Source organism: Chloroflexota bacterium (genome assembly GCA_018648225.1).
Taxonomy (GTDB): Bacteria; Chloroflexota; Anaerolineae; order Anaerolineales; family UBA11858; genus NIOZ-UU35.
Window position 1 is genome coordinate 1 of record JABGRQ010000040.1, and the last position, 12,038, is coordinate 12,038.

The following is a 12,038-nucleotide window of genomic DNA, read 5'->3' on the forward strand; positions in this document are numbered from 1 at the left end:
ATCTGCCTGTCTATGAAACCCCGGTTGGTTTCAATCATATTGCCGATTATATGCTTAAGGAAAACGTGCTCATCGGTGGGGAAGAATCTGGCGGCATTTCTTTTCAGGGACATATACCCGAGGGGGATGGCATCTTGATGGGCTTGCTCCTGGTAGAGATGGTAGCTGCCTCGCGCACACCCCTGGATGAGTTGGTAGATGATTTGTTAAATGATGTCGGTCCGGCGTATTACGAACGCAAAGATATGCGCTTGAATCATCCGGTAGCCAAAACAAAAATGGTGGCGCGCCTGATGGAAGACGCCCCGTTAGAAATTGGGGGTGAAACCGTGCAGGATGTGATGTCTACCGATGGGATTAAATACATCATGGCGGATGATTCCTGGTTGTTGATTCGCCCCTCAGGCACCGAGCCGGTGCTGCGCGTCTATGCAGAAGGGCGCAGTAAAGCGATGGTGTCAGAACTTTTGAAGTATGGCAAGCAGGTGGCGGCCAGCGCAACATAAGCATAAAAAAATCCCCTTCAGCGAAGGGGATTTTTTTATTATACTCTGAACATAATTTAGGCCGTGCGCAGCCGTCTGGAGAGGACAATCACCAAAATCAGTGCGGCTGCCAGGGAAATTAAACCCGGCAGGCCAACATCATCTGCGAAGCCTGTGGCAGGCAAGCCTGTGGGTATTGGGGTGACTGTCATCAAATTGGCGGCCTGTTGGGTGAAGAGGGCTGCCATAGTTGCTGTGAGATGGTCTTCGCGTGATTGCGCCAAACCTGCTGCGGGGGTCTCGCTGATTGCCATCACCGGGGTGGGGCTTAGGGTTGGTGTCGCTGGCAGAGGGGTGTTGGTCGCGGTGGGCGTCGCCGTCCACGATTGGGCATCCGCAGTCATTTCGGCAGCCAGGGCCACGGCGGTGTTTTGCTCGTTAATTTGGGCTACCTGGGTGCTTTCTGCAGAACGTCGTCGGGGAACAATGACCATTGCATAGACGGCCATGAGCACCAATGACAGGATCAGGAATGCTCCCAATACGCCAGCAACCAGCAAAAAGGTGCGATTGTTGGCCTCTTCGGGCGGGGTTTCGTCTTCTATTTCCAAATCGTCAAAATCGAAATCATCCATCATTGTCATTGTTCGTTCTCCTCAGGTTGCCCATTTTCCGAAATCCAATGGTCTGGATTGCTTACCTGGGCAAGAATACGGTCGTGATAAACACCCTTTGTGCTTGCTTGGGCGAAAGCCTTTTCGTGATTATTTACAGTTTGTTGCTGCCTACTCTTTTATATCACTTTTTCGAGATTTGCCAAAGGAACTTTGACGTCTTCATTATCGGATAGGGTAATATACGCGCCGGGGGCGCGAATTCCGCTGGGAAATTTCAGTGGTTCTTGCGACAAAGCGGTAATATTGCCTGTTTTTCCAGCATAAGGCGCTTTGATAACCCGCACTTGCTGGCCGGGCGCAAAATCTTCAACCACTAGCGAGGCGTCATTGGGTGTGTGGCCTGCATCCAGGGGAATGACGATTTCAGGCCGGATTCCTTTGTAATGATCAATTTGTTCTGCGTTGAGCGAAATTTCACGCCCGTTATTGGTAGCTAATACATTATAGCCGATTGCATTCAAAGGATGGAAACCGAATCCCTCCAGCACTATGATTGGGAAGGCAGCTTTTTGCGCATGGGGGATCATTGCTGCGCTCATGCTGACCAGAATTAGCCCGCGCAAGGGGATTTCTGCCGCTTTTTTGAATACTTGCGGGTCATCGCAGTAGCCACCCAGGACGATGGCTCCGCGCAAACTCACGTCCAGCATATCTTTTTGAAGCTGATCGTCAGAACCATCCAGCTTGACTTGCATCATGCCAAATTCAGAGCGGCCATTGCCCCAGACTCCCTGAACCAGCGCGCCGGTGGTTTCGATGACCGCGCCGCGGTCGGGGATTAGATCTGTGATAGTGCCGGGCATTCCGGCTTTGAGTTCGTAGGGGGCTGTATTCACTTGCAAGAGTACCAGACCATCTCCGGCCACGACGATCCGCCCCGAGCGAGGCGCGCGCACCACCCGTTTTGGGAATCCTGTCGGCCCGGCGATGAGATCATCTTGGGTAACAAATTCCCCCGCGGCGCGCTGGATCAGATCGTCGGCTTTTTCCGGAGAAACATGCAGGCTGCGGGCAATATTGAGCAGGATGTGTTCGGGTTCGAGATGCGCTTCTGCGATGACATCACGCGCTTCTACTTTTTGCCCCTGGCGCACGACAATATTCCCGGGGATGGGCAATTCGCGGTGACGGCGAATTTGGGTCAGGGGGGTGATTTGAATAACAGGTGCTAACATAACTATGCTCTAGGGTGCAAATTCTATACCAGCTAATTACCCAGCGTCCAGTGCCAGCGCTGCATGGCCTCGCGGCGGCGTTCTGGATCGGATGGAATTTGGATAGGCCGCCCGCGGGCATCGATCACAATGCCAAGCGCCCCGCCCACTACTTTGACGCGCCCGCCGCGCCCGGGGCCGCCCATGCCCACATCAAAGCGGTGCAGTGGCTGCAAATGTAATTGGGCTTCTTTCCCTTGCGGGAGCGGAATTACCTCGATGCTGCCGAATTTAATTTCGTGTTTGGTTTCTGTGCCATCTTCAAAGGTGGCTCGCAGACGCAAAACCGGGACGCGTGCGCGGGCAATCCCCACCGGAGCGATGACAGTGCCCAAATTCAGGAAAGCGTGAGATTCGAGTATCTGAACTACCAACAGTGGGTTGGCTTCAGCGGCTGCACCGAGCGAAGCCAACAGATTATTTTGATCGAGGACGATGGTCGTCACGCCGGTGGGCTGTAAACCATCGAGCAGGACGAGCAAGCTCTGCCCGGGGGTGGGCGCCTGACTGAGTACGCTCCCCGATGCCAGAATAGGCTCAGACCAGGGTACGATATGATGCCCTGCGCTCTTCATTTCAAACGGCAGCGAAGACATAGTTTTCTGTACTGCCAGCCGCAATATTTGCCGCGCGACTGCCTGTTCGATGAAAAGTTCTTCGCGTGTGGCGGGCAGGCTGGCGGGATACGCCGCTTTATTATGCAAATAGCTGCGTACATCATCGGCGGCAAACTCTTCTGGCAGCCAGCGCGTGATCTGTTCGAGGGGCATATATTCCAATACCTGGTGAATATGCCCGCCAAGCCCGAGTTGAGGGAAAACTCTCAGAGCGAGTTTCCCTTTAATGGCTGCCGCCACCGAGACAGAAGAAGCCCCAATATCGACACCCAGCACACCCTTTTTGGGATCGTAGATATGGCTCAAGAAGCGAATAATGCGCCCGAACGCGGTTGCTGAAGGCAACATGCGTCCTTCGGCCCACTGGTCAAAATCCATGACGCCATACATCTGCTGCGAGCGGATATTCTTGAAAATTCTTGAAAGTTGTACCTGTGCCGGGGTGAGTTGTTCGCTGGTAATCGAGGGGCGAATATTCGGCGCGATATGCAAGTCGGTGATTGAGGCGATGGCATTTTCTACGGCTTGCTGTACGCTGCTGTTTCCGGCATACAACACCTGGGGGCGCTGGCTGCGCGGCATCAGGTAGCAGGCCAACCCCACGGCCTCGAGTAGATTGCTGACCGAATGCTCCGCGCCGCCGTCTATTCCCCCGGCGACAATAATCAGATCGGGGCGGGCGCGTAAAATGGCATCAATGCGCGCGTCTTGTTTGCGCCGGTCGTTGAGGCTGATATTCTCTACCACCGTGGTATAGCTGGTCTTTGCCAGATTGCGGGCGCTTTCCAGCGAGACATTTTCGAGCAGGCCCACCGCGACCACGCGGATATTCGGCCCCGCCGAGAGTGTTACCACTAACTTGTCAACGCCGCTGCCGTCAGGCTGAACCGGGATCAACAAGCTGGCATCGGAGCCGAGCAGTGTGCGCCCGGTGATTTCTTGCAGGCGGTAAATGGCGCGGTTGACGCCCTCGCGCACATCGCCAAACGGCGGGGCAGCGGTTGTGGGCGCAGTGCCTGTGGCAATAAAGTGATAACGCGAACCGACTACATCGAATAACGCGGCCCGGGTGGTGATCGAGCCAATATCTATTGCCAGAATAGAGTCGGTAACAACAATCGAAGACATCATACGGGAGAAATTAGCCCTTTAATAAATATCCATAGATACATGAAACGCTCGATTAGAGCAGTAATCGCCGCAATATACACACCGGCAAATAAAGCCCCAAATGTAATGGCGATGAAGGCTTTACCGCTCCAGCGTAGAATTCGGGTCAAGGCGCCCGCGGATTTGGTTTGGGCTTCGTCTGTACGCGTATAAAACTGGAAAAATAACAGCGTGCTCAATGTGCCGATCAAAATAACCAGTCCGTTAATCAATCCGTTTTCAAATACATGGATAGATGCGGTTGTTTGCGGAAAGATGGTCCCGAAGGTGGCGCCGCCGATTGCGGCGGCTGCACCAACCCCCACCAGAATGGCGACCGCCGGGTTACCCAATTGGCTCAAACGTGATGAAAGTTTCATCAGCAATAATACGCTGGGGATCAGATAGCTCACCGCCAGAATCATTGCGCCCTGGTTGCCATCCAGCAGCGGGAACACGAGATGAGGAATAACAATATTATAGAGGGTAATAATCGTGGCATACCCCGCCGCCGTGCCCACAAAAATATGCGTCGCCAGACGGAAGAGGAAATTGTCGCCAATCACATAGCTCAAAATGAAAATCGTCAGCGAAAATCCCAACAGCGCACCGCTCAGGTCAGCCAGACTCATGGTAGCAATATTCACGCAGTCTCTCCTGTGGGTTTCTTCTTCACAAAGAAGGTCATTAAATTGACCCCGCTGCCGATCAGCAGCACAACCACCGCCGCCATCAAGGCATAATTGAGCGTATCCCAATAGGTGCGGGCCAGGTTGGGTTTGCCGATAACCTGTTCGTAAGCCGCCCCGCCGCTGATGCCGCTGATTAGCCCTTTGAGTTGGGCATTTTCGCCACTGGCATAGGGGTGCAAAATCGGCTCGGCCTGCGCGCTGACAATTGCGATCATGGGTGTGTTTTCTAAAGTCGGCTGCACCTGCTCGATCCATGAGCGGGCGATATCGGGATCGTCGGAAATCACCACCACGAGTTTATAATTTGCCAGGGTTTGAATTTGGCTTAATGCGGGAGTGTGCCAGGCATCCAGGCCATCGAAAGTCAATGGGGTAACGTGCTGGGTCATTTGCACAAACCCCAACAACCCCGCTGCGCCGCCGGGAATATAGCCGAGATTTGTGTACTGATTCCCGCTGGTGTAACCATGCTGACTCACAACGGTATGAATGAAATGTTCTGCCAGGGCTGGCCCCGTGGGGGAGGTGGAAACCAGGCTCAGGTACGCGCCCTTGAGCATCAAATGATCCACTACGGCGGCTGCCGCGGCGTTCATCTCGCCCGATGTGCCGGGTTCATAATCAAATGCAATTAACACCGGATCCGTTGGAGTCAGAGTTTCGATCAACTCGCTGATCTGCAACATCCCGGCGGGGATCGCCGCTCCCGAAGGCGGGGGTACGCTTTGGCTTTCACTGACCACGCCCAGCATAATCACCAGAATCAAGAGAATAGCGCTCACCCAGCGCAAGAGATTTTGTGATGAGATTTGGATCGGTTCGCGCACCGATTTCGGATGGCCTTCGCTTTCCAGTAATTCTCGAAAGATGTGTACGTGCTCTTGCTGCGCCTGGGTAACTTTCAATTTGGAAGAAAATGTGGGCGCTTTCTTCAGCCCGGCAATTTCGGGTTCGGCGATCAATAACCCGCTTAAACCAGCCAGTGGCCCAGCTTGCTCAACGGGGCCATGAGTTGCGGGCGAATCATCTGCGCTGGATTCGACCGGGCGCATGGCTTGCAGCCAATCGGGCAAATCGGCCGGGGCAGCCTCCCCGCTGAGGGTGGGGGCATCGTCTGCGCTATCGCTGAACGCGTCGCTCAACTCGCCGAGGGCAAACAACCCCTCATCGGCATCGTCCAGCCCGCTTTCCATCTCGAAGAATTCGGCTGCCGAATCATCTGTTCCCAGCTTTCCCAACCAGTCGGGTTCAAAATCATCGCCTGGGATCAAAGTCTCATCCGCATCGCCAGGTTCATCCGTTGTTTGCGAATCTTCAGCAAACCCTGTCGGCCAATCTGGCGTTAAGGGGCTGGTATCGGGCAAAATAGTTGGTAATTCTGCGGCATGGAGCGCATCGGCATAGAGCGTTTCATCTTCTTCGCCCGACATCCAGTCCGGGATGCCATCTTCCTGTGAACTGTCGTCCGATGGAGCGGCTGCAAAGGGATGTTCATCGTCGGTGCTGAACATCCAGTCGGGCAGAGCTTCGGATTCGCTTTCCGGTGCAGGAGAGCTGGATTCGGCCTCCGCAGCGGCGCCAGCTAACCAATCGGGAAGTTCGGGATCGGCCTCGGGGCTGGTTACTGGCATGTCCGGCGCCGATTCTGTCGCCGGGGCGGCGTCGCCAGGGCTGCTTGAGGCGAGCATCCAATCGGGGAGTTCTTCGTGAGCCGAGGGTTCGGCTGCCATATCGGGTGCTTCGGCGCTGGCGCTGCCTAATGTGGAGAGCCAATCGGGCGCGTCTTCAGCTTCAGCAGCGGGCTCCGCTGTCGGGGTTGATGCTGGGGCAGGATCGCCCAGCATCCATTCGGGTATCTCTTCACTGGCTTCTGGCTGGGCTTCTGGGGCTGGCGATTCGGCACTGTCGTTGCCCAATGAGGCCAGCCAGTCATCCGTATCCGCGGGAGTGTTTTCTGCGCTTTCGTCGCTGCTCATCCATTCGGGTAATTTGCCATCAAAAATGGAAGATTCTTCTTCGGCTTCAGTTTCGTCGTCGGTCTCTTCATCGTCGAAGGCGCGCATCCGGCCAAGCCAATCGTCACCGGAATCATCAAAGGGGGCAGCATCCTCTTCTTCTTCGGAATCCTCTTCCGGGCGGAGTCTGTTGAGCCAGTCTTCGGAATCTGAATCCGTCGCGGGGGTGTCTGCCTCGGGGGTCGTTTCGTTAAACCAATCCGGCAATCCGCTGTTGGCATCATCGCCAGAGACCATTAACGGTGTCAACCGCGCCTGGCAATATTGACAGGTTTCGGAGTGTTCGGGGTTCGATTTGCCACACATTGGGCAGCGTATTTCGCTCATGGGCTACCCTCCGTAAGGCCGGTCGCTGCCGGTGAGTATGCGAATGCCAGTGGCGATGGTGCCCAGCGCCACCCCGAGTAAAATGCCGCGTGCTCCGGCCAGCGCCGGAACGCGTAAAATCCAGTTGCGAATTTCGGCCAGCAACGGAGCCTGGGCCGCGATCTGCGGCGCGGCGCCGATGAGTAGCAGCAATACCACGCCGACGAAGACCATTGAAAACAGGTTCAGCCGCCGCGAGAGCAGCCGTGCGGCCGCGTACGTCAGGCTGATGGCGAGGACGGCCATCAGACTGGTTTCAATGGGTAGTTGAATGTAGGTGAAAACCCAGCGGATGCGCTGGAAGTTTGGCTCGCCATGTAGATGGGTTTGGGCAATATCGTAAACGCCAATGCCGAGGGTGATGATGAGCGCTAGTAGCAGCACAAAACTGTATCCGCTGCCTTCTTTTTTGCGGATTTTACGCAGGTGCACGCCGCTGAGGTTGGCAACGCCGACGATCAGCGCCACAGAAGCCCAAATGATGGCCCCCTGAAGGAGATAATTGCGTAAAAAGCCCAGACTGGTGGTTTCGCCCAAGGTATCGGTGCCAAAAAAGTAGCCCAGAAGCACAACCAGCCCCACACCGATGGCGATTGCGGTAGAAACCGGAGACTTGAATTTGAAATTCAGTTTCATGGCGCGATGCCCCCCAGCAGCTCGCCAACGAGTTGATCCAGACCGGCGAAGTTAAGGATGACACCCCCAACGATGATGGCAACTAGCAGCCAGCGCATAATATCCTGAGCGCGCAAACTGGCAATATGCATCCGCCCGGCCTGGGTATAGGCTCCACTGGCGTAGAGTTCTTCCCCGATGAGGGGTTCTTGCGCGGTAGCGAAGAGAATGGCCTGGGCAGGCAGATTGTCGGTTCCAGCCAGGGTCAGGTCGTTGTTGCGCTCCGCGGCATCGCCAATCAGGGCAACTTCGTTACCGAAATGTCCCAACAGAATATGGGTGCTGGTTTTTTTATCTTCGACAGTGGAAAGGGCGCCCACCGCGTAGGAAAAGGGCGTCATTCCGGTGAGTTCGCCGCTGGTGGGGTGATATTGATCGCTGATGCCGATTTCGCGGTAGGTAGCGCTGAGGGTATCGCGTGACAAAATGGCGAGGGTGGCATCGCCGCTGGTGGCGATGGGTGGGTTATCCCCCGATGATGCGGAGCGAATGATATTCTCCAGCACGCTTAACCCCACAAAGGCAGCCGCGCTCTCTGTGCCAGAGAGTTTGCCGCGTCCCAGGCTGATATGCAGCCGCGAGCCAGCTTCTACGGCCAGCCCGATGGCGCGGCTCAATTTTTCGAACGCAGGGATGGGGCGTAAGTGGGTTTCAGCATCTTCACGCCAGACAGCTGTGAAGAACAGAATGAGTCCGAAAAAGACGAGGATAAAAGCCAGACCTATGAGACCGGTGAAGGCCACGGGGAGTTACCTCCAATATACGGAAAATTTCAGGATAGTTGAGTGTGTTTTCGCAGATATGTGCTGAATGCCTGCGTCATCTCCGGGCTTTCAAGCAAATTGGCAAAGGCGTTGCTGTGTTCCTGTGAAAGAAATTGACCTAAAACTGGCTGGCCGAGATAAACCAGTTGAGCACCGAGGATATTTAGCGGCCCGGTTGATTCGAGCAGGGTGGCCACGAGGTTATCTAGCCCCCAGCGGTGGAGGGCATCTGCCCAAATTTGCCAGAGATGCGGGTTGCTGTTCACACGACAAGTATAGCATAAATCGAAAAATGAAAGCAGGGCGGCAAGCCGCCCCGCTTTCACTTTTCGATGCGTTATAAATTATAGGGGTTACTCACGAAAGGGGTCGTAAGTGGGGTTGGTGCCTGCCCAGACGCAACTGCCGCGGCCATCGAGATTGCAGGCTGTGCCCTCGCTGCAGCGATGTGCCACAATGCGCGGCGGTTGATCGGGCAGCCATTCTGCGGGGTGAACGACTTCGGCTTCGAGGGCAACTTCTTTGCCAACATGGTGGCAGTAGTTCACTTTTTCAACTTCCCAGTCTTTTTTAGACATAACTGTACCTCCAGTAAAATTGTGGGTCTTTGCCAATAAACTTTGGAGCTATTTTTTAAACTTCTATATCAGTATGCCAAATCTGGCCACGAAATGCAAGTGTCAGGCATCATTATTTGAAGGGTGCGATTGCTTCACTTCTCAATCACACCTGGAATCTGGTCAGGCTAAAGGCGGGATTGGGGCTGTGGGGAGCGGCCATTTCGAGGCAGGGTGTGCGCCCAGCGTTGAGAGCGAACTCATTTTTCAATTGCGCCCGCACAAGACGCTCAAATTGATAGGCCTCCGTTTCAAATGGAAGCGCCTCGCCATAGCCTTGTCGGCGGTAGTCTAGCCAATAGCGCCAATAAAAACTCACCAGGCCGTACCGTTCTACTTGTTCGATATGTTTAATCTCATGGGCCAGCAAGGCCAGCCCGCGTGGAGCGTGGGGGTTATATGCTTCCATCTGGCGAAAATAGATGGTGTGCCCCAGCGCTATGGCGGCAATTTCGGTGCCTGCGAAACGCGGACTACTGAGCCGACGCGCCAGCCCGCGGGCTTTTGCCAGTTTCGTGCGCTGGACGATGCCCGGATCGGCGAACCATTCTGGGCGGGCAAGCAGCCGCGCGGCACAGGCGGGGATTTCTTTCGGCAAAAGATTCGCGTTGGACATGCGTTTCCTTTTTACAGACATTCGAAGTCTTGCACGGGCCTCGCTCATTACGAGATTTGTTAATGCTATCTATTTCACCACGCGCACAAATTTGCGGCGGCCCACGCGCAGCACGCCAGAGCCTGGGAATTCGGCCAAAGCGTCGGTGAGTTTTTCGCCATCCAGGCTGACGGCGTTTTGTTGCACCATGCGCCTTCCCTCGCCGCGGCTGCTCACCAGACCACTCTCGGTGAGTACATCCAGCACAGACTGACCAGCCTGGAGCGTGTACGCTTCCATATCTTCGGGTACATCGCCTTGCTGGAAGACGCGCACGAAGGCGGCTTCGGCTTCTTTGGCGGCTGTCTCGCTGTGGTAGATCGAGACAATCTCGCGTGCCAGGCGCATTTTGGCATCGCGCGGGTGTACGTTGCCATCGGTAAGTTCTTTTTCGATGGCCTCAATCTCCGGCGGAGTCAGGCGGCTGACCAGACGGTAAAAATCGCCCATCGCCTTATCGGGGACACTCATCACTTTTCCGTACATATCCTCGGGGGTTGCCAGCAAGGGGATGTGATTGCCCAACGATTTGCTCATCTTGATTTCACCATCCGTGCCCGGCAATATGCCCATAATAATGCCGATATTAGGCTGAACATCTTTGGAAGCCATCAACTTGCGCGCCGCGGTGACAATATTGAATAATTGGTCGGTGCCGCCCACCTGCACATCGGTGCGCAAGGCATAGGCATCGTAACCTTGCATGATGGCGTAAAAAGTCTCATGCAGGTAGACCGCGTCGCCTTTATCCCAGCGCAGGCGAAAATTTTCGCGCGTCATGAACTGCTGAATGGTGAAATTGGAAGCCAGTTCAATCAACTCGGCAAAGGTCAATTTCGAGAGCCAGTCGGCGTTGTAGACGATTTTTGTCTGTTCGGCGTCGAGAATTTTGTAGGCCTGCTCGGCGTAGGTGCGGGCATTGTAGTCCACTTCTTCGGCGGTGAGCTGCGGGCGCAGTTTGTCTTTATCCGAAGGGTCGCCGATCAGCGAGGTGTAGTTGCCGACGACAAAGGTCACTTCGTGGCCTAACTCCTGAAACTGGCGTAACTTGCGCATCGGTACGGTATGCCCCAGGTGCAGGTCGGAGGTGCGCGGGTCGAAGCCGCAATATACTTTTAGCGGGCGGCCAGCTTTTTCGGCTTCGCTCAGACGTTGTTTCAGTTCGTTCGCCATGGCCTGATATAAATTGGCGTCGCCATATTCGGTGCCTTGCATCAACAGGGCTACTTGTTCGTCAATACTCATCTTTTTCATATCTCACTCCTTAGCCCTCACCCCCAACCCCTCTCCCAACTTTGGGAAAGGGGTTGGGGGTGAGGGGAAACAAAAAGCGCCCTCAATACATCAGAGAGCGCCAGTAGGAACGCGGCCAATTTGCCCCGCCCCTACGGACGGGTATAATAGCGCACTTTTTCGCTATCGGTGCTTTTGGATAAACCTGCCGATGCGAGAATTTCTTTTAAAATGAACGCGCCTTCGGCGAAGCCCAAGCGGCCTTTGAGACTATCTTGCACCCGCACTTCGCCCAGCGTCCTGAAAATGAAGCTGATCGTCGGGCTAATCACCTGGACGCGCTGCCCCCAATTTGATTCCAGAACGCGCACTTCCTGGATGTCTTTCCATTTCAGGTTGATGCTGCGCAGGCCGTTGCGGTACTGGATTCCCTCGGGGTCAAGACTCAGCACGGTGTGGCGATCCACCCAGTTTCCCAGGCTGATGCTCCCCGCCGAGAGAAATAGAATCACAAACAGGGCAATCGCTCCCCAGGGTGCGGATTCAACCCGAAAGCGGACAATTCCCCAAAAGATCAACGCCAGGCCTGCCAAAACCCAGGCAATCCATTCGCCCTTGCGAGGGATCAGTTCGGGGGTGAAATCGCGTGAAGGTTGCATGGGGGTATTATACACCGTCTGTAACTGCTCAGGCTATCGCCTTCGCAGAGAGAATTCCGAAAAAAGGGGTGTGCGTGGGGGCGTACGCCCCCACGCACACCCCTTTTTTCGGCCTCTTTTTGTTCGAGGCTGAGCAGTCACACAGGATTTTTTATTTATTTAGTCGTCGTCTTCTTCTTCGTCTTCGTAGTCGTCGTAGTCAAAATCATCATCGCTGTCG

General features: G+C 55.0%; 13 protein-coding genes. 1 reads left to right on the top strand and 12 read right to left on the bottom strand.

Going from position 1 to position 12,038, the window contains the following annotated elements; translation table 11 throughout:
* A partial coding sequence (locus HN413_01915) for a phosphoglucomutase/phosphomannomutase family protein (protein ID MBT3389145.1) occupies positions 1 to 506 on the top strand: 506 nt, incomplete at its 5' end.
* Between the two features lie 56 nt (positions 507 to 562).
* Here the strand turns inward: HN413_01915 and HN413_01920 are convergent.
* The 12 genes from HN413_01920 to HN413_01975 form a co-directional block, all read right to left on the bottom strand.
* A complete protein-coding gene (locus HN413_01920; protein ID MBT3389146.1) occupies positions 563 to 1,129 on the bottom strand; it encodes a hypothetical protein in 567 nt (188 codons plus the stop codon).
* Between the two features lie 149 nt (positions 1,130 to 1,278).
* On the bottom strand, positions 1,279 to 2,337 hold the full coding sequence (locus tag HN413_01925) for a hypothetical protein (protein ID MBT3389147.1): 1,059 nt from the start codon (positions 2,335 to 2,337) through the stop codon (positions 1,279 to 1,281).
* A 32-nt stretch (positions 2,338 to 2,369) separates the two neighbouring features.
* On the bottom strand, positions 2,370 to 4,124 hold the full coding sequence (locus HN413_01930) for a hypothetical protein (protein MBT3389148.1): 1,755 nt from the start codon (positions 4,122 to 4,124) through the stop codon (positions 2,370 to 2,372).
* Positions 4,121 to 4,789, bottom strand: coding sequence for a hypothetical protein (locus HN413_01935; GenBank protein MBT3389149.1), 669 nt, complete (start codon positions 4,787 to 4,789; stop codon positions 4,121 to 4,123). Before HN413_01935 ends, HN413_01930 begins: the two co-directional genes overlap by 4 nt.
* Positions 4,786 to 7,176: a zinc ribbon domain-containing protein gene (locus HN413_01940; protein MBT3389150.1), complete on the bottom strand. Its 2,391-nt coding sequence runs from the start codon at positions 7,174 to 7,176 to the stop codon at positions 4,786 to 4,788. Before HN413_01940 ends, HN413_01935 begins: the two co-directional genes overlap by 4 nt.
* Positions 7,177 to 7,179: 3 nt before the next feature.
* Entirely contained in the window at positions 7,180 to 7,851 is a 672-nt protein-coding gene (locus tag HN413_01945; protein ID MBT3389151.1) for a hypothetical protein, read from the bottom strand.
* Positions 7,848 to 8,633, bottom strand: a complete 786-nt coding sequence (locus HN413_01950) for a hypothetical protein (GenBank protein ID MBT3389152.1) — start codon at positions 8,631 to 8,633, stop codon at positions 7,848 to 7,850. Before HN413_01950 ends, HN413_01945 begins: the two co-directional genes overlap by 4 nt.
* 29 nt (positions 8,634 to 8,662) lie before the next feature.
* Complete coding sequence (locus HN413_01955; protein MBT3389153.1) at positions 8,663 to 8,920, bottom strand: hypothetical protein; 258 nt, start codon at positions 8,918 to 8,920, stop codon at positions 8,663 to 8,665.
* An 87-nt stretch (positions 8,921 to 9,007) separates the two neighbouring features.
* Positions 9,008 to 9,232: a hypothetical protein gene (locus HN413_01960; GenBank protein MBT3389154.1), complete on the bottom strand. Its 225-nt coding sequence runs from the start codon at positions 9,230 to 9,232 to the stop codon at positions 9,008 to 9,010.
* Between the two features lie 145 nt (positions 9,233 to 9,377).
* Positions 9,378 to 9,887, bottom strand: a complete 510-nt coding sequence (locus HN413_01965; GenBank protein MBT3389155.1) for a DUF4157 domain-containing protein — start codon at positions 9,885 to 9,887, stop codon at positions 9,378 to 9,380.
* Positions 9,888 to 9,956: 69 nt separating this feature from the next.
* Positions 9,957 to 11,180 carry a tyrosine--tRNA ligase gene (locus tag HN413_01970; GenBank protein ID MBT3389156.1) on the bottom strand — a complete coding sequence of 408 codons (1,224 nt, stop codon included), beginning with the start codon at positions 11,178 to 11,180 and terminating at the stop codon, positions 9,957 to 9,959.
* Between the two features lie 131 nt (positions 11,181 to 11,311).
* On the bottom strand, positions 11,312 to 11,818 hold the full coding sequence (locus HN413_01975; protein MBT3389157.1) for a PH domain-containing protein: 507 nt from the start codon (positions 11,816 to 11,818) through the stop codon (positions 11,312 to 11,314).
* Positions 11,819 to 12,038: the final 220 nt, after the last annotated feature.

What these genes read in the sequence shown, in the direction of transcription:
- HN413_01920 (MBT3389146.1), bottom strand. Translation starts at nt 1,129, where the DNA reads ATGACAATGATGGATGATTTCGATTTTGACGATTTGGAAATAGAAGAC.
- HN413_01925 (MBT3389147.1), bottom strand. Translation starts at nt 2,337, where the DNA reads ATGTTAGCACCTGTTATTCAAATCACCCCCCTGACCCAAATTCGCCGT.
- HN413_01930 (MBT3389148.1), bottom strand. Translation starts at nt 4,124, where the DNA reads ATGATGTCTTCGATTGTTGTTACCGACTCTATTCTGGCAATAGATATT.
- HN413_01940 (MBT3389150.1), bottom strand. Translation starts at nt 7,176, where the DNA reads ATGAGCGAAATACGCTGCCCAATGTGTGGCAAATCGAACCCCGAACAC.
- HN413_01945 (MBT3389151.1), bottom strand. Translation starts at nt 7,851, where the DNA reads ATGAAACTGAATTTCAAATTCAAGTCTCCGGTTTCTACCGCAATCGCC.
- HN413_01960 (MBT3389154.1), bottom strand. Translation starts at nt 9,232, where the DNA reads ATGTCTAAAAAAGACTGGGAAGTTGAAAAAGTGAACTACTGCCACCAT.
- HN413_01965 (MBT3389155.1), bottom strand. Translation starts at nt 9,887, where the DNA reads ATGTCCAACGCGAATCTTTTGCCGAAAGAAATCCCCGCCTGTGCCGCG.
- HN413_01970 (MBT3389156.1), bottom strand. Translation starts at nt 11,180, where the DNA reads ATGAAAAAGATGAGTATTGACGAACAAGTAGCCCTGTTGATGCAAGGC.
- HN413_01975 (MBT3389157.1), bottom strand. Translation starts at nt 11,818, where the DNA reads ATGCAACCTTCACGCGATTTCACCCCCGAACTGATCCCTCGCAAGGGC.